Annotated in this window: 20 protein-coding genes; 1 reads left to right on the forward strand and 19 read right to left on the reverse strand. The window is 69.6% G+C overall.

Going from position 1 to position 21,717, the window contains the following annotated elements; genetic code table 11:
- Window positions 1–103: 103 nt before the first annotated feature.
- The 17 genes from hpf to Ahu01nite_RS43555 all read right to left on the reverse strand — a co-directional run bounded on the left by hpf (window position 104) and on the right by Ahu01nite_RS43555 (window position 18,932).
- Window positions 104–724: a ribosome hibernation-promoting factor, HPF/YfiA family gene (gene hpf / locus Ahu01nite_RS43480; protein WP_203842636.1), complete on the reverse strand. Its 621-nt coding sequence runs from the start codon at window positions 722–724 to the stop codon at window positions 104–106.
- A 196-nt stretch (window positions 725–920) separates the two neighbouring features.
- A complete protein-coding gene (locus Ahu01nite_RS51035; RefSeq protein WP_239159616.1) occupies window positions 921–1,745 on the reverse strand; it encodes a ComF family protein in 825 nt (274 codons plus the stop codon).
- Between the two features lie 975 nt (window positions 1,746–2,720).
- Window positions 2,721–4,544 (reverse strand): LpqB family beta-propeller domain-containing protein, encoded by a 1,824-nt coding sequence (locus tag Ahu01nite_RS43485; protein WP_203842637.1) that lies wholly within the window; start codon window positions 4,542–4,544, stop codon window positions 2,721–2,723.
- Window positions 4,544–6,415: an MtrAB system histidine kinase MtrB gene (gene mtrB / locus Ahu01nite_RS43490; protein WP_203842695.1), complete on the reverse strand. Its 1,872-nt coding sequence runs from the start codon at window positions 6,413–6,415 to the stop codon at window positions 4,544–4,546. Before mtrB ends, Ahu01nite_RS43485 begins: the two co-directional genes overlap by 1 nt.
- A 236-nt stretch (window positions 6,416–6,651) precedes the next feature.
- Window positions 6,652–7,341 carry an MtrAB system response regulator MtrA gene (mtrA, locus tag Ahu01nite_RS43495; protein ID WP_203842638.1) on the reverse strand — a complete coding sequence of 230 codons (690 nt, stop codon included), beginning with the start codon at window positions 7,339–7,341 and terminating at the stop codon, window positions 6,652–6,654.
- Between the two features lie 136 nt (window positions 7,342–7,477).
- On the reverse strand, window positions 7,478–8,707 hold the full coding sequence (gene efeB, locus Ahu01nite_RS43500; protein ID WP_203842639.1) for an iron uptake transporter deferrochelatase/peroxidase subunit: 1,230 nt from the start codon (window positions 8,705–8,707) through the stop codon (window positions 7,478–7,480).
- Between the two features lie 6 nt (window positions 8,708–8,713).
- Complete coding sequence (gene efeO / locus Ahu01nite_RS43505; RefSeq protein WP_203842640.1) at window positions 8,714–9,853, reverse strand: iron uptake system protein EfeO; 1,140 nt, start codon at window positions 9,851–9,853, stop codon at window positions 8,714–8,716.
- 7 nt (window positions 9,854–9,860) lie between these two features.
- The gene (gene efeU / locus Ahu01nite_RS43510; protein ID WP_203842641.1) at window positions 9,861–10,688 is read right to left on the reverse strand and encodes an iron uptake transporter permease EfeU; all 828 of its coding nucleotides are present in this window, start codon (window positions 10,686–10,688) and stop codon (window positions 9,861–9,863) included.
- 124 nt (window positions 10,689–10,812) lie between these two features.
- Window positions 10,813–11,013 (reverse strand): DUF397 domain-containing protein, encoded by a 201-nt coding sequence (locus tag Ahu01nite_RS43515; protein WP_203842642.1) that lies wholly within the window; start codon window positions 11,011–11,013, stop codon window positions 10,813–10,815.
- Between the two features lie 48 nt (window positions 11,014–11,061).
- Entirely contained in the window at window positions 11,062–11,904 is an 843-nt protein-coding gene (locus Ahu01nite_RS43520; protein ID WP_239159617.1) for a helix-turn-helix domain-containing protein, read from the reverse strand.
- 296 nt (window positions 11,905–12,200) lie between these two features.
- Complete coding sequence (locus Ahu01nite_RS43525) at window positions 12,201–12,818, reverse strand: hypothetical protein (protein ID WP_203842643.1); 618 nt, start codon at window positions 12,816–12,818, stop codon at window positions 12,201–12,203.
- Between the two features lie 390 nt (window positions 12,819–13,208).
- Window positions 13,209–14,342, reverse strand: a complete 1,134-nt coding sequence (gene manA, locus Ahu01nite_RS43530) for a mannose-6-phosphate isomerase, class I (protein ID WP_438874866.1) — start codon at window positions 14,340–14,342, stop codon at window positions 13,209–13,211.
- 37 nt (window positions 14,343–14,379) lie between these two features.
- A complete protein-coding gene (locus Ahu01nite_RS43535; protein WP_203842645.1) occupies window positions 14,380–15,339 on the reverse strand; it encodes a cation diffusion facilitator family transporter in 960 nt (319 codons plus the stop codon).
- Window positions 15,336–16,556, reverse strand: coding sequence for an SIS domain-containing protein (locus Ahu01nite_RS43540; RefSeq protein WP_203842646.1), 1,221 nt, complete (start codon window positions 16,554–16,556; stop codon window positions 15,336–15,338). The genes Ahu01nite_RS43535 and Ahu01nite_RS43540 overlap by 4 nt, the downstream gene beginning before the upstream one ends.
- 1 nt (window position 16,557) lies before the next feature.
- Complete coding sequence (locus tag Ahu01nite_RS43545; RefSeq protein WP_203842647.1) at window positions 16,558–16,752, reverse strand: Trm112 family protein; 195 nt, start codon at window positions 16,750–16,752, stop codon at window positions 16,558–16,560.
- Between the two features lie 61 nt (window positions 16,753–16,813).
- Window positions 16,814–18,193, reverse strand: a complete 1,380-nt coding sequence (locus Ahu01nite_RS43550) for a phosphomannomutase/phosphoglucomutase (RefSeq protein ID WP_203842648.1) — start codon at window positions 18,191–18,193, stop codon at window positions 16,814–16,816.
- A gap of 172 nt (window positions 18,194–18,365) precedes the next feature.
- Entirely contained in the window at window positions 18,366–18,932 is a 567-nt protein-coding gene (locus tag Ahu01nite_RS43555; RefSeq protein WP_203842649.1) for a DUF3455 domain-containing protein, read from the reverse strand.
- Between the two features lie 188 nt (window positions 18,933–19,120).
- On the opposite strand from Ahu01nite_RS43555, the gene Ahu01nite_RS43560 reads away from it, so the two are divergent.
- The gene (locus Ahu01nite_RS43560; RefSeq protein ID WP_203842650.1) at window positions 19,121–19,840 is read left to right on the forward strand and encodes a class I SAM-dependent methyltransferase; all 720 of its coding nucleotides are present in this window, start codon (window positions 19,121–19,123) and stop codon (window positions 19,838–19,840) included.
- Here the strand turns inward: Ahu01nite_RS43560 and Ahu01nite_RS43565 are convergent.
- Together Ahu01nite_RS43565 and exaC are read right to left on the reverse strand one after the other, a co-directional pair.
- Complete coding sequence (locus tag Ahu01nite_RS43565; RefSeq protein WP_203842651.1) at window positions 19,800–20,186, reverse strand: DUF779 domain-containing protein; 387 nt, start codon at window positions 20,184–20,186, stop codon at window positions 19,800–19,802. The genes Ahu01nite_RS43560 and Ahu01nite_RS43565 overlap by 41 nt on opposite strands.
- The gene (gene exaC / locus Ahu01nite_RS43570) at window positions 20,186–21,709 is read right to left on the reverse strand and encodes an acetaldehyde dehydrogenase ExaC (RefSeq protein ID WP_203842652.1); all 1,524 of its coding nucleotides are present in this window, start codon (window positions 21,707–21,709) and stop codon (window positions 20,186–20,188) included. Before exaC ends, Ahu01nite_RS43565 begins: the two co-directional genes overlap by 1 nt.
- Between the last annotated feature and the right edge of the window lie 8 nt (window positions 21,710–21,717).

Below are 21,717 nucleotides of genomic sequence, written 5' to 3' on the forward strand. Positions count from 1 at the left end.
TCTTGCGGCGTCTTAGGGCGGCAGCGCCTCTGACGGGGTCTTGGGGCGGACTGCCTCTGGCGGCTCGGCGGGTTGTGCCCGCCGAGCCGTGGGCGTGCGACGGTCAGCCCGTTGTTTCCAGGCTGAGGATGCCGTAGTCGTAGCCGCGGCGCCGATAGACGACGCTCGGGCGGCCGCTCTCCTTGTCCTGGAAGAGGTAGAAGTCGTGGCCGACGAGCTCCATCTGGAAGAGAGCGTCGTCGACGGTCATCGGATCCGCGGGGTGTTCCTTTTCGCGCACGATGCGCCAAGGCTGGTCTTCGTCGTGCTCCAGCAGGTCCGTGCCGACCGATGAGCCACCGTCGGGCGGTGTCAGGCTCGGCAGGTCGGTCGGGAGCCCTGCGGTCGCGGCGGCCACGGAGACCGGCGCGTGGCGGCCGCGGTGAACGCGGCGGCGGTCGGCGGCACGGCGGAGGCGCCCGTCGAGTTTGTTGAACGCGGCGTCCAGCGCTGCGTAGAAATCTTTGGCACATGCCTCGGCCCGCACCACGGGGCCCCTGGTAACGACGGTGATCTCCACACGCTGGCAGTTGTCCGACTGCCGCGGGTTGCGCTCGTGGAACAACTCCACGTCGACTCTGATCAGCTTCTGGTCGTACCGCTCGACTTTTGCCAGTTTTTCGGCGACGTGTTCCCGATAGTGCGCGGGAACCTCTACGTTGCGGCCCTTGACGACAATGTCCACTCGTGACCTCCCCCAACGTTGCACTTGATCGCGGTGTGCGGGTGTCGGCGACGGCGGGAACCCCTACTGCTGAGCAATCCCACGCACGTGACCGAATCGGCTTACGAGGACGCTCCTTTCCGGTGCGGCGAGTCTGATGGTCGACTTCGCTCCGGTGGCGGGTAAGACAGACGCGCTTACCCTCGTCACCAGAACGCTAACCTGCCGAGGCCTGCTCGTCACCCCTCGTTCGGGAACCCGTTAGCGGGACTTCCGACCCTGGCACCCCCGGCGGACCACCGCCGGCGACCCGCTCGGCCCGGCCCCTGCGCAGCCGCGTCGCCGCCACCACCGCAGCCCCCGTGACCTGCATATCCACCTCCCGGAGCCGACCCGTCACCGCTGCCAGCGTGGCCCCCGTCGTGACGATGTCGTCAACCACTATCAGGGTGCCTCTGATCGTCGGCCGCCGCCGCGGAATGCGGATCCGAACCCCCTTGATTCGCAGCGAACTCTCAGCCGCAGCCAAACGCCCGTTCACATCCAGCAACACCGAGTCAGCCCGAGGTAACGCCCGCAACACATGCGTCACCTCCGCGTCCCACCCGGCCCCCCGCAACCACCGAACCGCCTCCCCCGCCAACCGCCCCATATGGTCACCGTGCCGAGCCCGAACCGCCCCCGCAGTCGAAGGAACAGGAACCACCACCACAGGTACGCCCGGACCCCCGCCCCCACGCACAGCAGCCTCAGCCACCGCCGCCCCCAGAAGCACCCCCAAGGGCCGCTTCAACCGATACCGCCCCCGTTCCTTGTACGCCAGCAGAGCCCCCCGCAACGCCCCCGCATAAACCCCCGCCGCAAAACACGCCGGCATCCCCCGCGGCGTCGGCGTCGGCCTGGTGGCATAGGGCCGAAGCACCTCCCACTCAGCAGCGCACTCCCAGCAGATCGCACACCGCAACGGCACCCGCTCAGCCCCGCACCCAGCACAAACCCCAGGCAGAACAAGATCAGCCAAATCCCCGCCAACCCCACCCACCCATCCCCGCGCCCCCGCAACAACCCGCCCAGCCAACCCGACAGCCGGGACTGGGGCTGGGACCGGGGCTTGGGCCGGTAGCGGGGCTGAGGCTGAGGCTGGGGCCCGGCCGAGGGCTGAGACCGGGCCGAGGGCTGAGACTGAGGTTGGGGCTGAGGTTGGGGCTGGGGCTGGGGCCGAGGCCGAGGCCGGGGCCGGGGTCGGCGTAGGGGCGAGGGCTGGGGCTGGGGCATGCGGCAGAACGCCCGGACGGTTTCGGCCAGAGCCGGCAGGCTTGCTCAACCGGCTGGGCGTGGGCAGAGGAAAGCTGCCTGGAGCAGGCGAACGCGAATGGTCGGACGGCCGCGGATATTGCCCGCCGCTCGCAGACGAAGGCGAACGACCCACCCCAGCCAATGGCGAACCGCCGGAGCCAGCCGGAAGCGAACGCCCCTGCCCTGCCGAAGGCGATCTGCCCGACGCAGCCGGAACCGAACGACCCAACCCACGCGGAAGCGGAGTGCCCTGCCCAAGCGAGCCGGCCGGCCTGTCCGAATGCGACCTACCCGGTTCGGGCGAAGCCGAGCTGTCGGGTCCGAGCGATCTACCCGACCCAGCATGAGGCGAATCTCCCGCCCCGAGCGAACCACTCGACCCAGCCGAATGCGAACTGCCCCGCCCGAGCGAACCGCCCGGCCCAGCCGAATGCGAACTGCCCCGCCCGAGCGAACCGCCCGGCCCATGAAGAATCGAACTAACCGACCCAGCCGAACGCGAGCCGCCCGCCCCAAACGGACCGCCCGCCCCAAGCGAACCGCGCAGCCCGGCCGAACGCGAGCCGCCCAGCCCAAGCAGACCGCCCGCCTCAAGCAGACCGCCCGCCTCAAGCAGACCGCCCTGCTCAAACGGACCGCCCGGCCAAGGCGACCTGCCCGATCTGAGCGGGTAAACGCCGCTGGGCGCTGGGGGGTCGGAGTGGCCGGTGGGCATTGGGGTTTAGCGGAGGAAGAAGGGGGAGACGGGGATGACGCCGGGTGGGGGGTTGGTGATCGGGTCGGCGAGGTCGGCGATGTTGATGCGGACGGGTTGGGTTTGGATGTCGTAGGTGGCTCCGTTGGCCATGTATTCCATGACGTCGGGGAGGGATTTCTGGGTGATGGGGTTGACGGGGTAGGCGGCGAGGTAGCTGACGTGTTCGTTGCCGATGTCGGCGAGGACTTCGGAGGAGCGGGCGCCGTCTAGTTCGGTTTCGATGATGGCGACCCGGTCGCCGTCGCTGCGGGTGCCGGCGACGATCAGGGAGCTTTCGGTGCCCCAGTCGGCTGCGGTGACGTCGGCGAGGCGGTAGATCTCGACGCGGCGGGGGGTGGAGAGGGCGGGGCCGGAGCCGTCGGCGGTCATGGCCGCGACGTAGAGCTCGCCGTTGACGACCAGGGCGAGGCGGCGGCCGTCGGGGGCGACCGAGACCGCTGAGATCAGGCCGGACGGGCCGGGCCAGTTGACGCGTTTCAGGGTCGAGTCGTCGGGCGAGAAGCTGTAGAGCCGGCCGCCGACCGTGATGAGGCCGATGGCTCCGGTCTGGGCGTCGTCGGAGGTGATCGCCCACACCGGCTGGCCGGTCGAGCCGCCGGGCAGGGGCACCGGGTGCAGTTTCGCCTGCTCGCCTCGCGGGGCTGAGCCGACCTGGAGCGCTTGTTTGCCGGCGTCGCTGGTCACCAGGGCGGCGTAGCCCCGGTCGCTGAAGCTACGGGCCAGGGCGGCCGCCCGGACCTTGCGATTGTTCTCGGGGCGGATCACCGGGATGGGGTCGGTCGAGGCCGCCGACTGCGACACGCGCCGGATCTGCTCGTTGTAGATCACGAAGCGTTCGGGGGTGGCCGCGAGCCTGTAAGACGCGTTGCTCGTGTAGTAGTCGTTGCTCTCGTAGTCGGTCTGGGGTCCGTTGCCGACCTTGAGCTCGAGCACCCGGGGCAGGAACTGGCGCAGCGACCACATCAGTTGCCGGCGTAACCGGTCGAGGGCGGCCTGGGCGTCCGGCTGCTGGGCCGATCCGCCGCTCAGGTTGATCTGGAGCTTGTTGTTGGTGACCGCGGGCACGTTACCGATCAGCGCGGTGCCGTCCGGCAGCGGTTCGGCGGCACCGGCGAGCCAGGAGGCGGGGCCCTCGATCATCCACTTGACGATCTCCTGCGGGACCTGCTCGGAGGGGACGTCGGCGGAGAGGTAGCGCACGTCGGGGACCAGCGCGGTGTGGTCGCGGTTCCAGAAGTAGATCGTGTGCTGGTGGTAGTAGTCCTCGAGGCCCTCATCGGTCAGGAGCAGCACCGGCGGCGCCTTGGTGACGAACAGGCCGTCCTTGCCGGTGATGCTCGAGACCGTCATCGAATATGTCTGGACGCCCTTGTCCTCCGAGGCTTCCAGGACTCCGTTGTGGGAGAGCACGCCGACCGTCAGCGCGCTGACCTTGACCTCGTCGCTGCCCGGGTTGACCAGGGGCGTGCCGATGAGGTGGATGACCTTGACGTCCGTCGGGGCCTTGAGGGTGGTGGCGGCGAACGACGGGGACAGGAAGGACTGCACCTGTTTGAGGGAGGTGTCGGGGTCGCTCGCCGCGGCTGCCTGCAGGTAGAACTTCACCAGCAGGGCGGTGTCGTCGCCGGCTTCCTCGCGAGTGGATTTGTCCGGCGGGTCGTCCTGGCCGAAGGAGGCCCCGGTGCGGGGGCCGTCGCTGACCTTGGAGACCTCGGTGTTCTCCGGGATGCCGCAGCCGGCGAGCAGCAGGGCACCGGCCAGCACAGTGGCGAGCAGTCCGCGTTTCATCACAGCACCTCCGCGGGCTCGTCGCCCAAGGCCGAGGAAGCCGGGATCGCAGCAGAAGCCGGGGCCGCAGAGGAAGCCGGGGCCGAGGAGGAAGCCGGGGCGGCAGAAGAAGCCGGCGCCGCAGAGGAAGCCGGGGCCGAGGAGGAGGCCTGGCCGGCAGAAGAAGCCGGGCCCGTGGAGGAAGCCGGGCCCGTAGAGGAAGCCGGGCCTGCGGAGGAGGTCAGGGCCGCAGTGGGCGGCGGGGTGGGGTCGATGGCTTTGTCGCGGTCGCGGGGGATCAGGGGGAGGGGGGCTGCGACCAGGCGGTCGCCTGAGCGGACCGGGACGGTTAGGCGGAATTGGGCGCCGCCGCCTGGCTCGCCCCAGGCTTCTAGCCAGCCGCCGTGGAGGCGGGCGTCCTCGACGGAGATGGAGAGGCCGAGGCCGGTGCCGCCGGTCTGGCGGGCGCGGGACGGGTCGGCGCGCCAGAAGCGGTTGAAGACCAGGCGCTCCTCGCCCGGTTTCAGGCCGACGCCGTGGTCGCGGACCGTGACGGCCACGGCAGCGTCGTCGGTGGCGAGGGTGACCTCGACCGGTCTGCGCTCGCCGTGCTCGACCGCGTTGCCGACGAGGTTGCGCAGGATGCGCTCGACGCGGCGGGGGTCGACCTCGGCGATGACCGGGGTGTCGGGCAGGCGGAGCTCGATCGTCACGCCGACCCGCTCGGCGAGGCCGGCGAGGCGCTCGGCGACGCGCTCGATGATGGGGACGAGGTCGGAGTGCTCGGCGTCGAGGGCCGCGAAGCCGGCGTCGAAGCGGCTGATCTCGAGCAGGTCGGTGAGCAGGCTCTCGAAGCGGTCCAGCTCGGCCTGGAGCAGCTCCGCGCTGCGGGCCACCGCCGGCTCGAACTCGTCGCGCTCGGAGAAGATGAGGTCGGCGGCCATCCGCACGGTGGTCAGCGGGGTGCGCAGCTCATGGGAGACGTCCGAGGTGAATCGCCGTTGCAGGCGGGACATCTCCTCCAGGCGCACGATCTGGCGCTGCAGGTTGGCCGCCATCTGGTTGAAGGAGGCCGCCAGCAGGGCCAGGTCGTCTTCGCCGTCGACCTTCATGCGCTGGTCGAGCAGGCCCGCGGAGAGCCGCTGGGCGGTGCGGGCGGCGACCCGGACCGGTGTCACCACCATGCGGGTGACCAGGCCCGCCAGCAGGCCCAGGAGCAGGACCAGGGCCAGGCCGGTGACGGCCACCGTGGCACGGATCTCGTTGGCGGCCTTGTCCTCGGTGGTCAGCGGGACCATGTAGTAGAGCTCGACGTGGCCGAAGCTGGTCGGCACCGGCGAGCCCCAGACCAGGTATTTGACCGGCTCGCCGCGCACGTCGATGGTGCGGATCTGACGGGCGACCTGGCTCTCGGTGGCGACCGAGTAGCGCATCTCCCTGGTGAGCAGCGCGCTGGCGTCGATCCGCTCGTCGGAGATCACCGGTTTGAGATCGGGATAGTTGTCGGCGCGCAGCTCGAGGAGCGCGCCGCCGCTCTCGGTCGGGTCGCCGTCGCTGAGGCGGGTCACCGTGTTGCTGATCGTCGTCGGGAGCTTGGGGTCACGCTCGGTGCGGTGCACGGTGAGCTGCGAGACGGCGTAGTCGACCTTGCCGGACATCTGCGAGCTCACCTCGTCGCGGGCCCGGTCGAGCAGGATCTGGGTGCTGCGGTCGGCGATGAACCAGCCGAAGCCGCCGACCAGCAGGCTGGACGCGACGAGCGTGAGAGTGACGACCCGGAGGTGCAGCGAGCGGCGCCAGGCCCGGCGCGCGGGCGCGGAGACCTTGCGGGCCCGGCGCACGACTATGCGCCACTGCCGCCGCACCACCCTCAGGGTGCGGCGGATGGGCATCGGAAGCCAGGCAGGAGCGCGCATCGGGGCCAAGGTTAGCCCTTCTCAACCCCGGCGCCCGCCCCGCCTGTGGACGAAACCCGACAGATCAGCCCGCCCCGCCTGCGACGGACCCGGCAAGATCAGCCCGGCTCGCCTGCGACGGGCCCGGCATGATCAGCCCGGCTCGCCTGCGACGGGCCGGACACGATCAGCTCGGCTCGCCCAAAGAAAGACCTTGCAAGATCAGCCGAGGATCAGCCGGTGCCGGCCTTGTAGCCGACGCCACGCACCGTGAGGATGATCTCCGGCCGCTCCGGGTCGGGCTCGATCTTGGCGCGCAGCCGCTGGACGTGCACGTTGACCAGCCGCGTGTCGGCCGCGTGGCGGTATCCCCAGACCTGCTCCAGCAGGACCTCGCGGGTGAAGACCTGGCGCGGCTTGCGGGCGAGCGCGACCAGCAGGTCGAACTCGAGCGGCGTCAGCTTCACCTCCTCGCTGTCGCGGGAGACGGTGTGCGCCGGCACGTCGATGGTGATCTGGTTGCCGGGCGGCCCGATGGTGAGCATCTCCGGCGCGGCGTCCTCGCCCCTGCGCAGCCGGGCACGCATGCGCGCCACCAGCTCCTTGGGCTTGAACGGCTTGACCACGTAGTCGTCGGCGCCGGACTCGAGGCCCAGCACGACGTCGACGGTGTCGCTCTTGGCGGTGAGCATGACGATCGGGATGCCCGACTCCGTGCGGATGGCCCGCGCGACGTCGATGCCACTCATGCCGGGCAGCATGAGGTCGAGCAGGACGATGTCGGGCCTGTTCTCCCGGAACGCGGCGAGGGCACGTTCACCGTCGGCCACGAAGGAAGGCAGGAAGCCCTCGCTGCGCAGGACGATGCCGAGCATCTCCGCCAGCGCGGGGTCGTCATCGACGACGAGTACGCGGGCTCTCATGCGATCCAATATTGCACTGTCCCCTTCCGGCCGGTGTGACCGCCCGTCGATCATGGCCCCAGCAAAAGCGATCATGACCCCGGCGCAGGCCCGGGCCGCAGAAAGATCACGCTCTCGGCCGGACCAAAATACCGCCTCAGGCGAGTAATGCGCTCCCCCAGAAGTCCCCGTTGCCCGAGACTCCCGGCGGACAGGCGAAGAGCCCGAGTGACACAGCTTTGAGGTATTCGTTCATCTCGTCGTGCCGGGCAAGATTCCGCTGAATCGGGACAAACTGCTTACGCGGATCCCGCTGGTACGCCATGAAGAACAGCCCGGCGTCCAACCGCCCCAACCCGTCCGACCCGTCGACGAAGTTGTACCCCCGCCGCAACAACCGCGCGCCGCCGTTGAGCGAGGGATGGGCGAGCCGCACATGCGAGCCCTCGGGCAGCGCGGCAGGGTCCGGTTCGTCGAATTCCGCGGTATGCCCGAGCGGCGCGCCCGTACCCTTGTGCCGCCCGACGATGGACTCCTGCTCCGCCAGCGACGACCGGTCCCAGGTCTCGATGATCATGCGGATCTTCCGGGTGACCAGGTACGCCCCGCCCGTCATCCACGCGGGACCGTCCTGCGGCTGCACCCAGAGATGCTCCTTGAGCAGGCCGGTCTCCTCGAGCTTCAGGTTGGCGGTGCCGTCCTTGAACCCGAAGAGGTTGCGCGGCGTGGCCTGAGCCTTGGAGGTGGACGACGTACGCCCGAACCCCAGCTGCGACCACCGCACGCTGACCACGCCCATGCCGATCCGCGCGAGGTTCCGGATGGCGTGCACCGCGACCTGAGGATCGTCCGCGCAGGCCTGCACACACAGATCGCCCCCGGACAGCGCGGCGTCGAGCACGTCACCCGGGAAGTGCGGCAGCTCATCGAGGGCCGGCGGGAGCTGCGCGGCGATCCCGAACCGGTCCCGCCCGTCGGCGTCCCGGAACAGCGTCCTGCCGAACCCGACGGTGATGGTCAGGTTGGCCGGGGGCAGCCCGAGCGCCTCGCCGGTGTCGTCCGGAGGTGCTTCGGGTACGCCGTTGACGGCCCCGATCTCCCCCGCGTCCCGCCCCGCGGTCATCCGTGCGGCGGCCGCCGTCCAGTCCTTGAGCAGGGAGATCAGCCGCGCGCGGTCCTTGGTGATGACGTCGAACGCCACGAAGTGCAGCCGGTCCTGAGCCGGGGTGACGATCCCCGCCTGATGCTCGCCCGCGAACGCTACCGAATTATCCGTTTCGGACGCGAAAGCCTGCACCACGCCGGCGCCGACGGAGGCGGCCCCGACAACGCCGATGCCGGCGAGCCCGATGGCCCGCCGGCGCGACACATTCCAGGAGAAGGACATCAGAACCTACTTCTGCGAGACCACCGCGGCGACCTTGGAGATCGGCTCGGCGAGCGCGTTGATCGCGTCCGAGAGGCTCTTCAGGTCGGCCTGGGTGAGCTGGTTGTGCAGCTTCCAGCCATCGCCGTCGCGGTACTTCGCGAGCGTGGTGTCGACGTTGGCGAACTCGGTGTCCAGCGTCTTGACCAGGGCGGCGTCCCGCTCCTCGAGGACCGGGCGCAGCGAGGCGATCGCGGCCTTGGAGCCCTCGACGTTGGCGTTGAAGTCCCACAGGTCGGTGTGCGAGTAGCGGTCCTCCTCGCCGGTGATCTTGCCGGTGGCGACCTCGTCGAGCAGGCCCTTGGCGCCGTTGGCGAGCTGCAGCGGGGAGAGCTTCTCGGCGTTGGCCTTGGCGACGATCTCCTTGACGTTGGTCAGCAGCTCGTCGGCGATCGGGCCGTCCTTGCTGATGTCCGGCGTGGCCGCCCAGAGATCCTTCTCGAGGCGGTGGAAGCCGGTGAACGCCATGCCCTCCTCGGTGACCTCCTCGCGACCGTCGATCTTGGGGTCGAGGTCGCCGAAGATCTCGGCCACGGGCTCGATGCGCTCCCAGTACGTACGCGCGATCGGGAAGAGGGCCTTTGCCTTCTCCACGTCGCCGCCCTTGACCGCAGTGACGAACTCCTCGGTCTTCGGCAGCAGCGCCTCGGTCTGGCTCTTCACGTAGCGCGAGTAGCTGGCGGTCGCGTCGGCGAGCTTGGCGTCGTCCGTGAGCGGTGCGGCCGAACCGGAGACGGTGAACGCCGCGCGGAGACCCTTGCCGATCATGCCCGGCTTGCAGGCCGTCTCGTAGGAGCCCGCGGGCAGCTCGACGTGCAGGTCACGCGAGAGCCCGGGCGCGATGTTCTCGACCTCACCCATGATCCGGTCGCCGGCGGCGTACACGTAGAACTCGGTGATCTTGTTTCCGCCGTTGGTGATGGTGAAAACGCTGGTGCCGGCATTCGCCGAGGTCGCCGCGACCTCGCAGGCGGTGTCGCTGGCCTTGACCACGATCGGGCCGCCCGAGGCGCTGTCCGAGGAGGAGGAGTCATCGCCGCCGCACGCCGCGAGTGAGCCGCCGAGGACGCCAATCGCCGCAAGGGCCAGAAGCCGGGGGGTACGCATAGTTCTCCTACTGCTGAGGCGCGGGCGCCGGTTGGGGGGTGGGCCAGAGAAAAATGACAAGGACCGGGATTCCGTACGCCGCCCAAGCGACGGTTTCCAGCACGGACGCCGTCGGGGTGACGTTGAACATCCCGGTGAGCAGCGCGGTGTACCAGGCGCTGGGGTCGAGCGCGCCGCTGATGTCGTACGCCAGGTTGTTGAGCCCCGGGAGCACGTTGGACTCCTGGAAGTCATGCACCGCGTACTTGAAGATCCCGGCGGCGACCAGGATGAGCAGCGCCCCGGTCCAGGTGAAGAACACGGCGAGGTTGATTCGTATGGCTGTCGCATACATGAGCCAGCCAATGACGACGGCCGAGAGGATTCCGGCGATCAGCGCCAGCAGCGGCTTGGTGTTCGACGAGGCGCCCTGGACCGCGGAGTAGAAGATCAGCGACGTTTCGAGGCCTTCACGGACCACCGCGAGGAACGCCATCACGCCGACGGCGACCGAGCCCACGGCGAGCGCGTCGTGCAGCTTGGTGCGCAGCTCACCGGCGATGGACCGGGCGGCCCGGCGCATCCAGAAGATCATCCAGGTGACGAAGCCGACGGCGAGGACCGAGGTGACCGCCTCGAACAGCTCGCGCTGCTCGTACTTCTGCAGCAGCGTGGTCTCGGTGTAACTGAGCAGCCAGCCGAAGAAGACGGAGAGCACCACGGCCAGGGCGACGCCGGCCCAGACCTGCACCAGCCGGTCCTTGCGCTGCGACTTCACCAGGAACGCGATCAGGATGCTGACCACGAGCGTGGCTTCCAGCCCCTCACGGAGTCCGATGAGGTACGTGGCGAGCATGGCACTCCGTTGCTAAGGGTTCCCTAACTTAGGTTCGGCATACCTTATGCACGGCCCTGCCTACCGCGTCAAGCAGGCATTACTTTGAACACGGGCGACCGGATAGTCGCCCGTGCGACATTCTTCAGCGGTCGAACTCGCCCGCACGCACCCCGGCGACAAACTCGGCCCAGCCTGCTTGACCGAATTCGAGCATCGGCCCCTCGACGTTCTTGGAGTCGCGCACAAAAACCGCCGCCGCGACGGAAGCCACCTCGACACAGTGCCCGGCCGCCCCGCTACGCGTGCTCTTTCGCCAGGTCAACGCGTTCTTCTGCAATGTCATACCCTTCAGCGAATGGATACCCGCTGACATAACGGACAGCGGCGACACTCAGTCAAGCCGTTCGCCCGTTCGAGCGATGACTTCTCGCGTCTCATCCACCGAAAGCGACCGTCGCCGCAGATCGGCGAAGGCCTTGCGATACACCAGCACCTCGGTGTCCTTAGTCCGTAACTGCCCACCCGTCAGCGCCTCGCTGTGCACCACCGCGGGCCGGTCCTCGAACTCGAAGATGACAAACGCCTCCCCGAGCGCCGCGTGTGCCCCTGTGGTGAACGGCATGACCTGAAGCTCCACCCCGGGCCGCCGGCTGGCGTCGAAAAGTCGCTGCAACTGCCGCCGGAGCACCTCCCGCCCGCCGACCTCCCGCCGGAGCACCGCCTCGTCCAGCACGACGCAGAGCCGCGGCGCGGGATCCCGGGTCAGCACGCTCTGCCGCGCCATCCGCAGGGCGGTCCGCCGCTGCACCGTCTCGGGGTCGTGCACATCGGCGCCGGTCTGGATGATGGCGTGCGCGTACTCATCGGTCTGCAACAGGCCGGGCACGAGCTGCGCCTCCCACTCGCACATGAGCACGGCCTCGGCCTCGAACGCGACATACTCGTCGTAGGGGTCGGCCACCGATGACCGGTAGGGCGCCCACCACACGCGCGCCCGCCCCCGATCGGCAAGGTCACGCAGCCGGTTCCGCTCCCCCGCCGGCGCCGCGAGCGCGTCGAGCAACCGCTCCAGGTCGGCGTCGCTGATCCCGGTCCGCGCGGTCTCGATCCTGCTCAGCTTGGACTCCGACCAGCCCAGACCCGCGGCCACAACAGCACCTCGCCGCCCGCCCCGCAGCCGGCGCAGCTCGTCGGCCAGCTCACGGCGGGCAGCCATCGACGTCGATCCCGCCATACCACTCACCGTACCGGCCACGACATGCAACTTGCAGACCACTATCTGCACTTGCAGATCGGCGCGGAGCATGTGCTAATGGGATGAGCTGGACAAGCGCCCCAGCCCTCACGGGGGCTGCCGGGAGCTATAGGTGCAGGTCGCCAGGCGGGAGGCTCTGCACCCTGCGCATCGCCTGCGGGGGCGGCGCGCAGAACCGGAAAGCGAACCGGCGGCGGCAACCACCGGTTCGCTTTTCCATGTGCCCCAGCTAAGAGGGGCCCAGCTCAGAGAGGCCCAGCTCAGAGAGGCCCAGCTCAGCGGGCCCCACCGGGCCGGGCGGCGGAATACACATCCAAAAACCGTTCACATGCCGTCTCGTACGTTTCACCGCGCACTTCTTCGAGCCGGGTCAACGCCAGCGCCCGCTCCGCCGGAACCGCGGTCCCCACGCCCAGCTCCGGAGCGAGCTGCAGCTGCGTGTCGAAGTAGCCGCCCCGCCTGCGAGCCGCCCCCAGCGCGAGGCCGATCGAGGTCACGACCATCACCGGGGTACGCGCGGGGGTGAAGTCGAGCCACGCGACATGGCGCCCCGCCAGCTCGGTCAGGTCGTCGGCGTAATCCTCGTCGCACCGGAAGACCATCAGCCAGATCCGCCACGGGAACCCCTCGGCACCGATCTCGTAGTGCTCATCGTCGTCGACACCGGCCGGGACCCGCGGGCCGCCGAGCCGCACCGCCTCGAGCTCATCGCGCCCGAGCAACCGCTCCAGGTCGTCGGTCAGCCGCCCATCGCCGCCTCGACGCCGGTGAAAGACGTCCAGCTGTGGCACGACGTCGACGCCGAGCAGGTCCTGCAGCGTGTCCCGGGCAGCGTCCACGGTCTCGGCGAGGGTGATCGACTCTGGCAACGACCCCATTGAATTGACGGCCACGGGGCCACCGTAACGACGCCGGCCCAGCGCACCGGCCCAGCCCCGCACCGGCCGGACACCCGCATCGGGTGCGAATAGCGAACGGGACGACAGGTCAAAGACCCGCCGCCCCGTTCATCCCCCCGGTTTGGTACCGCGCGCGTCGTGGGACCCCCCGATCACCATTGACGCTGCGTGTTTATAGATTCACACTCCGCAACCCTCATGTCAAGCAAATCCGGAAATTTCGTCTTACGTAACCCCAAGAAAGCCGAAGAGCGCGCAACCCACCCGGGGTTACGCGCCCTCAAAAGCCCCAAAACCGCCCAGCCGCGCCACGATGCCCGCCGAGCCACGACGCCCAGCCCAGCCGCGACGCCGAGCCGAGCCGCGCTGCGCCGGCCACGACACTCAGGAAGCGACGGCCGCCACGAAGATCTCACCGAGGCCGGCCGCCGTGGCAGCCCCGGTCCCGGCCGGGATGTAGGCCGCCGTGCCCGGCGTGACCTCGACCGGCGTGCCGTCCACGGCCTCCGCGACGTACACATCCCCGACCGTGCCCAGCACGATCCGCGGACCGGCCGGCGGCAGGCTCAGCGGCGGTGTGGACGTTCCCAGTTCGTACTTGAACAGCGCGAACTCCCGGACCGGCACCTTCCAGGTGACCACGCCCGGGCTCACCGGGGTCGCCGGCAGGATCGGATCCTCCAGGACCTCAAAGCGCAGGACCCGCAGCAGCTCGTCGACGTCAACGCGCTTGGGCGTCAACCCACCCCGGAGCACGTTGTCGCTGGCCGCCATGATCTCGACGCCAAGCCCTGAGAGGTAGGCATGCAGGTTTCCGGCGGGCATCCAGATGGCTTCGCCGGGCTCCAGGCGTACGTGATTGAGGAGAAGCGCGACCAGAACGCCCGGATCTCCCGGGTAGAAGCCCGCGATGCTGACCGCCAGCGGTGAGGTGCCGGCGGCGACGACCTCCTCGACCAGCGCGGCCCGATCATCGGCGGGCCAGGTCAGCAGCGTCCGGACCGCCTCGGACAACCCGTTGACGCCCGTGCGCAGGGCGGCCACGACCGGGCTGAGCCGTTCGATGCCGAAAGCTTCCAGCGCGGAAGCCGACTCGGCCGGGTCGCGGAAACCGCAAAGCGCCTCGAACGGCGTGAGCGCGACCAGCATCTCCGGCTTGTGGAACGCGTCGGTGTAGTTCTTCGGGGCGTCCGGGCCGGCTTCCTGGGCCGCCCACGCGATCTTCGCGTAGTCGGCGTCCGGGTGGGCCTGCAGGGACAGCGGTGCGGCTGCGGCCAGGACCTTCATGAGATACGGCAGGCGTACGCCGAATTCGCCGGCGACCTCCGTACCCAGCTGGCCCTTCGGATCGTTCTCGATGAGGGTCGCCAGGGAGACACCGTCAACGGTCGACGGGTCTCCCGGGTGCGCGCCGAGCCACAGCTCCGCTTCCGGGGCGTCGCTCGGCGACGGCCGGCCCTGCAGGTCGGCGAGCGCCGTGCGCGACCCCCAGGCGTAGGGCCGGATGACTCCGGTCAAGGGAAATACCGCAGCCACCGTGGCCGCCCCCGTTTCGTCAGTTGGCGACGGCCGCGTCGGAGGCCGTCGGGTTCGGAGCCTTCTTGGGGCTGTAGATGTCCGGCTCGAGGTAGATCACCCGGGCGACGGGCAGCGCCTCGCGGATGCGGATCTCGGTCTCGTTGATGTGCCGGGCCACCTCCTCGGCGCTCTCGGTCGGCGGGACCGCGATCTTCGCCGCCACCAGGAGCTCTTCCGGGCCGAGGTAGAGCGTCTTCATGTGGATGATGCGCTCGACGCCGGGGCCGGCGACGATGGCCTGCTCCAGCTTCTTGACGTCCTCGGGGTTGGCGCCCTCGCCCAGCAGCAGGCTCTTGGTCTCGATCGCCAGGACGATCGCGATGGTCACCAGCAGCAGGCCGATGGCGAGCGTGCCGAGGCCGTCCCAGACGCCGTTGCCGGTGATCAGGGTCAGGCCCACGCCGATCAGCGCGAGCACGAGGCCGACCAGCGCGCCGGCGTCCTCGAGCAGAACCACGGGCAGCTCGGGGGCCTTGGCGCGGCGCACGAAGTTGACCCAGGTCTGCTTGCCGCGGGTGTGGTTGGACTCCTTGATCGCCGTCATGAAGGAGTAACCCTCGAGGCAGATCGCGATGACCAGGACCGCGAGCGGCACCCACTGCCACGCGTCGATGGCCTCGGGATGCCTGACCTTGTGGTAGCCCTCGTAGACCGCGAAGAGGCCGCCGACGCTGAACAGCACGATGGAGACGATGAACGCGTAGATGTAGCGCTCGCGGCCGTACCCAAAGGGGTGTTCGGGGGTGGCCTTGCGGGTCGAGCGCTTGCCGCCGAGCAGGAGCAGTGCCTGGTTGCCGGAGTCGGCCACCGAGTGGATGGCCTCCGCCAGCATCGACGACGAGCCGGTCAGCAACCAGGCGATGAACTTGGTGACCGCGATGCCGAGGTTGGCCCCCAGCGCGGCGAGAATCGCCTTCGTTCCGCCGCCTGCGCTCACTGAAGTGCCTCGGGCATGGGGTTCGACAGTTCCTTCATCTCGTTGATGGCGGGCACGGCCATGGGGTCGAGGCCGTGCGCCAGGGCAAGGTAGATCGAGGCGAAGTCGGGCACGGCCGTGAGCGACGCCAGCCGCTCCAGCGCGGAGCCACCCTCCGCCGTCAGGACGTCGCAGCGTACGCCACGGCGCTCGGCGAGGACCTGCACGGCTTCCGCCCTGCGCTCCTCCACGGCGACCGGCTCGTCGGCCTCGTCCTCGGGGTTCAGGCCACCGTCGCGGAAGACGACCAGGCGCAACCGGGTGTTCTCCTCCTCGTCGTCCGGGTCGGCGAAGATGTCGCGGCCCGACTCGGCGAGCCCGCCGAACGGCCCGTCGAGCAGACCGACGCGGCCCCGGCCGGCCTCGCCCAGCGCACCGGCCATGACCGGGTAACGGGCGTTCGCGGCAAGCGTGTCGGCGAAGCGGCGGGCGGCGACCGTGGCCAGCGGGGACGAGCCCCAGACGATCGGCACCGAACCGGCGAGGCCGAGTGCGAGCGACTTGGCCGGGTTGACGAAGGCCTCGGCGCCGGGGCGGCAGCGCTCGGCGTCCGCGTCGAGCCGGGCGGCGGTCTCGGCCAGGTCGGCCTCGTTGACCTTGACCAGGCCGAGCGCGCGGGCGGCGAGCAGCACCGGCACGGCGAGACCCCACAGGCTGGCCCGGGCGGGCGCGCGGCGGGGCACCGGGATGAACGGCGCCCGGGCCCGCTCGGCCATGGCCTGCAGCTCGGAGTCGGGGTTGCCGATCGCCACCAGGCGCGCGCCACGGCGGGCCGCGGCGTCGGCGGCGGCGAGCGCCTCGGGGCTGCGCCCGGAGGCGGACACGGCGATGACCACGTCAGCCGCTCCGACCCAGCCCGGAACGCCGGCGCTGCGGTGTCCGATCACCGGGACCGGGCAGCGCGGCCCGGCGACCGTGGCCAGAATGCTGCCGGTCAGGCCGGCCGTGCCGATCCCGGCGACGACGACCGCCCGGGGGCGGCCCTCGTCGGCCAGGACCTGCAGGTTGGCCTCGGCGGCCAGCGCCGCCGACTCGCGGACCTGGGCGCCCGCCGAGGCGGTGGCCCGGAGCATGCCGCCCGGGTCCTGGGCCAGCATCGCCTTCTCGTCCTCGAGCCGTGACTCGTCGGCGATCCGGCTGCCGGTCAGACCGACGCCGTTCTCCCTGGGACTCGCCATGTCAAGCCACCTCACCCTTAGGACCTGAGCCAGGTAGCGCTTCGTCCAGCAGCAGCACCGGGATGTCGTCGCGCACCGGGAAGACCCGCCCGCACTCGGTGCAGGTCAGGGTCGACGCGGCGGCGTCGAACTCCAGCGGTGCGTGGTGCGTGTCCGGGCAGGCCAGAATCTCCAGCAACTGCGGGTCGAGGGCCACCGAACGGCTCCTTCGTGACGCGGGACTAGGGGCGGTTTCCCCCTACTAGGACCAGGTGATCCTAACCGCGCACGATGCTGAGCACTTCGTCCCGCAGCGCTGCCATCCGGTCCGGCTTGTGCGCCTCGACGTTCAGGCGCAGCAGCGGCTCGGTGTTGGAGGCGCGCAGGTTGAACCAGGACCCGTCCTTGAGCTGGAACGTCAGACCGTCGAGGGTGTCGATCTCGGCGTCCGGGAAGGCGGCCCGCACCTTCTCGGTCGTGGCCTTGGCGTCGGCGACCGTGGAGTTGATCTCACCGGAGGCGCTGTAGCGCTCGAACTCGGCGGCGAAGGCCGAGAGCGGCTCGTCCTGGCCACCGAGCGCGGCGAGCACGTGCATGGCGGCCAGCATGCCGGTGTCGGCGAACCAGAAGTCACGGAAGTAGTAGTGCGCGGAGTGCTCACCGCCGAAGATGGCGTTGGTGCGGGCCATCTCGGCCTTGATGAAGGAGTGGCCGACCCGGCTGCGCACCGGGGTACCGCCGTTCTCCTTGATGATCTCCGGCACGGCGGCCGAGGTGATCAGGTTGTGGATGACCGTGGCACCCGGGGACTTCGCCAGCTCACGCTTCGCGACCAGCGCGGTGACCGCGGACGGCGAGACCGGGTTGCCCTTCTCGTCGATGACGAAGCAGCGGTCGGCGTCGCCGTCGAACGCGAGCCCGATGTCGGCGCCGTGCTCGACCACGCCGGCCTGCAGGTCGACCAGGTTCTTCGGGTCGAGCGGGTTGGCCTCGTGGTTGGGGAACGAGCCGTCGAGCTCGAAGTACATCGGCACGATCTCCAGGGGCAGGCCCGGGAGGATCTGGTCGCCGAGCACCGCGGGGACGGTGTAGCCGCCCATGCCGTTGCCCGCGTCGACCACGACCTTGAGCGGGCGGATGCCGCTGAGGTCGACCAGCTTGCGCAGGTGCTCGGCATATCCGGAGAGCAGGTCGGTGTGCTCGACGGCGACCGGCATCTCGCCGACCGAGTCGAGATCGCTGAGCAGCTGCTCGGCACGCTGACGCACGATCACCAGGCCGCTGTCCTGCCCGACCGGCTTGGCGCCGGCGCGGCAGAGCTTGATCCCGTTGTACTGCGCGGGGTTGTGGCTCGCGGTGAACATCGCCCCGGGCAGGCCGAGCACGCCGGACGCGTAGTAGAGCTCATCGGTGGAGCCCAGGCCGATGTGCACGACCGCCGCGCCGGCGGAATTGGCTCCCGCGGCGAAGGCGGCGGCCAGGGCCGGGCCGGTCTCACGCATGTCATGGGCGATGACGATCTTCTCGGCATCGTCACCGGACTCCCGCAGCATCTCGACGAACGCGGTGCCCAGTGCACGGGCTACGGTCTCGTTGAGCTGCTCGGGCACGACGCCACGGACGTCGTAAGCCTTCACGAGCTGGGACAGGTCAGTCAACGCACACTCCTTGGGCGATTTACTGTCCCGCAGAGACTAACGGAGCACTGATAGCGACAAGGTGGCAACTGCGTGCCACCACCGGGTCGGTGTTGTTACAGCGAGCTTTCCTGGCGGACAAAAAGGAAGGCGACCCGGAAATACTCCGGGTCGCCCTGAACAAATCCGAAGATCAGCCCCAGAAGACGTACGTGGCGTTGTAAGCGACAGCAGTGGTGGAACCGTCGGTGCACTCACCGGCCGGGGCAGCGCCGCCGGAGGTGTTGAGGCGCTGGATGTAGGCGGCCTTGGAAAGGATGCCGGTGCCGGTGTGGCTGTTCACCTGGAGCAGCAGCTCGGCGATGGTGCCGGTCTTCGGCTTCTCGGCGACCTTGGTGGCGGTGACGAGCGACGAGTCACGCGCGGACTGCCAGCTCGGGCCCTTGAAGTGGTGGATCCAGCCGCCGGTGCCGACCAGCTGGGCCTCGGGAACCGAGGCGCCCGCGAAGGAGCCCGCGGCGCAGGTGTAGGTCTGGGTGCCCTTGACGACCTTGTAGGTGCCGATCTTCCGCAGGCCGGCGGGCGGGTTGATGCCCACGGGAGCGGTGGAGGCGGAGGCCGAGGGAGCGGCGGAGGTGATGACCGGACGCGGCCGGGCCGTCGTCTCGGCGGCGGAGGCGTTGAAGGTCACAGCGGTGAGCGCGCCGACGACTGCGAGTGCAGCGCCGCCGAGGATCGCGGTACGGAGGTGGGTCCGCATGGTGGTGCTCCTTATTGAGACTCGGGTGTCCAACGAGCAGCACGGAGCCGGTCGGGGCATCGTTCGACCAATTCATCGATTGCCCCAAATGGCCGACGTACATTACCCGAAAAGCCCATCTGGCTCAATGGATGTCGAAATGACCCGGCCATAAACGTGAGAACTACTCAAAATGGGAAGGTGGTCCCGTGAGCGAAGATCACTGGTCCGAGATCGCCGGCATCTGGAGCGAGGTGTGGGGCGCGACGGCCGAGCCCGCGTGGCGCGCTGTCCTCGACGCGAGTGGCGTGGCACCTGGGGCGCGGGTGCTCGACGTGGGGTGCGGCGGGGGCGAATTCCTCGCGTACGCCCAGAGTCTCGGACTGCGAACGGCCGGTGCCGATCCCGCACCCGGCATGCTCGCCCTCGCCGCGGCCAGGGTGGCCGACCTGCGCGAGGCCGGCGCCGAGGATCTCCCCTGGCCCGACGCGAGTTTCGACCTGGTGACGGCGTTCAACTCGCTGCAGTTCGCCGAGGACACCGACGACGGGCTCGCCGAGCTGATCCGGGTGACCGCGCCGGGCGGGCACGTGGCGATCGCCAACTGGGCCGAACGCGCGCTCAACGACCTGGACGCGGTGGAGCAGGCGCTCGCGGACGGCCCGGCGGCCCCGGACGGCGACCTGCGGGTGCCCGGCGGCCTCGAGGAGCTGCTCGAGGACGGCGGGCTCACCGTGATCGTCGCCGGGCTCGCCGAGGTGCCGTGGCGGGTGCCCGATGAGGCCTCCCTGGTCCGCGGCATCCTGCTCGGCGAGGACCACGACCTCACCCCCGAGGTGATCGGGGCCGCGCGGGCGTACCGACATGATGGTGGGGGTTATCTGCTGGTCAATCACTTCCGTTTTGCGGTTGGCCGTCGGATGGCGTGAGCAGGCGGCTGCGGATCAGGAAGCGGACGCCGTCCGGGGCTTCGAGGCTGAACCCGCTGCCCCGGCCCGGGACGACGTCGACGGTCAGATGCGTGTGCTTCCACGTCTCGTACTGCGCGGTGCTCATCCAGAAGGAGACCGGCTCGGCCACGCCGTCGATGTGCAGCTCCTCCAGCAGGATGTCGCTGGCGCCGGTCCGGAACTCCCCCTCCAGGTAGCACATGGGGGCACTGCCGTCGCAGCATCCGCCGGACTGGTGGAACATCAGCGGACCGTGCCGCCCCCGCAGCGACCGAAGAACTTCAGCCGCCGCGGGAGTGACTTCGACACGCGTACCCGTACCCATCAGAAGAAGCCCATGGCCTTGGGTGAGTAACTGACCAACAGGTTCTTGGTCTGCTGGTAGTGGTCCAGCATCATCTTGTGGTTCTCGCGGCCGATGCCCGACTGCTTGTACCCGCCGAACGCGGCGTGCGCGGGGTACTGGTGGTAGCAGTTGGTCCACACCCGGCCGGCCTGGATCTCGCGACCCGCGCGGTAGGCCTGGTTGATGTCCCGGGTCCAGACGCCGGCCCCGAGCCCGTAGAGGGTGTCGTTCGCGATCTTGATGGCATCCGCGTAGTCGGTGAACGAGGTCACCGAGACGACCGGGCCGAAGATCTCCTCCTGGAAGATCCGCATCGAGTTCGAGCCCTCGAAGACCGTCGGCTGCACGTAGTAACCGCCGGCGAGGTCGCCACCGAGCTCGGTCCTGGCGCCGCCGATGAGGATCTTGGCGCCCTCCTGCCTGCCGATGTCGAAGTAGGACAGGATCTTCTCGAGCTGGTCGTTCGAGGCCTGCGCGCCGACCTGGGTGTCGGTGTCGAGCGGGTTGCCCTGCTTCATGTTCTCCACGCGCTTGACGCCCGCGGCCAGGAAGTCCGAGTAGTGGCCCCGCTGGATCAGCGCGCGCGACGGGCAGGTGCAGACCTCACCCTGGTTGAGCGCGAACATCGCGAAGCCCTCGAGGGCCTTGTCCATGAAGTCGTCGTCGGCGCGGCTCACGTCGTCGAAGAACAGGTTCGGGCTCTTGCCGCCGAGTTCGAGCGTCACCGGGATGATGTTCTCGGAGGCGTACTGCATGATCAGGCGCCCGGTGGTGGTCTCGCCGGTGAAGGCGACCTTGGCGACCCGCTTCGACGACGCGAGCGGCTTGCCGGCCTCCACGCCGAAACCGTTGACGATGTTCAGGACGCCCGGCGGCAGCAGATCGCCGACCAGCGAGATCAGGTAGTGGATCGAGGCCGGGGTCTGCTCGGCGGGCTTGAGCACCACGGCGTTACCGGCGGCCAGCGCGGGGGCGAGCTTCCAGACGGCCATCAGGATGGGGAAGTTCCACGGGATGATCTGGGCGACCACACCGAGCGGTTCGTGGAAGTGGTACGCGACGGTGTCGTCGTCGATCTCCCCGAGGCTGCCCTCCTGGGCCCGCAGGGCGCCGGCGAAGTAGCGGAAGTGGTCGACCGCGAGCGGCAGGTCGGCGGCGAGCGTCTCCCGGACCGGCTTGCCGTTCTCCCAGCTCTCGGCGACCGCGAGCTTTTCGAGGTTCGCCTCCATCCGGTCGGCGATGCGGTTCAGGATGTTCGCGCGCTCGGCGACCGAGGTGCGGGCCCAGCCGGGCGCCGCGCCGTGGGCCGCGTCCAGCGCCCGTTCGACGTCGTCGGCGGTGCCACGTGCGATCTCGCAGAAGGTCTGCCCCGTGACCGGGGACGGGTTGTCGAAGTACTGACCCTTGGCGGGCGGTACGTACTCGCCGCCGATCCAGTGGTCGTAGCGGGTCTCATATTTGACGATCGAGCCCTCGGTCCCGGGCGGGGCGTAAACGGTCATGCCCGCGG

The sequence above is a fragment of the Winogradskya humida genome, assembly GCF_016862215.1.
GTDB lineage: Bacteria > Actinomycetota > Actinomycetes > Mycobacteriales > Micromonosporaceae > Actinoplanes > Actinoplanes humidus.

What these genes read in the sequence shown, in the direction of transcription:
- Ahu01nite_RS43485 (WP_203842637.1), bottom strand. Translation starts at nt 4,544, where the DNA reads ATGAAACGCGGACTGCTCGCCACTGTGCTGGCCGGTGCCCTGCTGCTC.
- mtrB (WP_203842695.1), bottom strand. Translation starts at nt 6,415, where the DNA reads ATGCCCATCCGCCGCACCCTGAGGGTGGTGCGGCGGCAGTGGCGCATA.
- mtrA (WP_203842638.1), bottom strand. Translation starts at nt 7,341, where the DNA reads ATGAGAGCCCGCGTACTCGTCGTCGATGACGACCCCGCGCTGGCGGAG.
- efeB (WP_203842639.1), bottom strand. Translation starts at nt 8,707, where the DNA reads ATGTCCTTCTCCTGGAATGTGTCGCGCCGGCGGGCCATCGGGCTCGCC.
- efeO (WP_203842640.1), bottom strand. Translation starts at nt 9,853, where the DNA reads ATGCGTACCCCCCGGCTTCTGGCCCTTGCGGCGATTGGCGTCCTCGGC.
- efeU (WP_203842641.1), bottom strand. Translation starts at nt 10,688, where the DNA reads ATGCTCGCCACGTACCTCATCGGACTCCGTGAGGGGCTGGAAGCCACG.
- Ahu01nite_RS43515 (WP_203842642.1), bottom strand. Translation starts at nt 11,013, where the DNA reads ATGACATTGCAGAAGAACGCGTTGACCTGGCGAAAGAGCACGCGTAGC.
- Ahu01nite_RS43520 (WP_239159617.1), bottom strand. Translation starts at nt 11,904, where the DNA reads ATGGCGGGATCGACGTCGATGGCTGCCCGCCGTGAGCTGGCCGACGAG.
- Ahu01nite_RS43540 (WP_203842646.1), bottom strand. Translation starts at nt 16,556, where the DNA reads ATGGCGAGTCCCAGGGAGAACGGCGTCGGTCTGACCGGCAGCCGGATC.
- Ahu01nite_RS43555 (WP_203842649.1), bottom strand. Translation starts at nt 18,932, where the DNA reads ATGCGGACCCACCTCCGTACCGCGATCCTCGGCGGCGCTGCACTCGCA.
- Ahu01nite_RS43565 (WP_203842651.1), bottom strand. Translation starts at nt 20,186, where the DNA reads ATGGGTACGGGTACGCGTGTCGAAGTCACTCCCGCGGCGGCTGAAGTT.
- exaC (WP_203842652.1), bottom strand. Translation starts at nt 21,709, where the DNA reads ATGACCGTTTACGCCCCGCCCGGGACCGAGGGCTCGATCGTCAAATAT.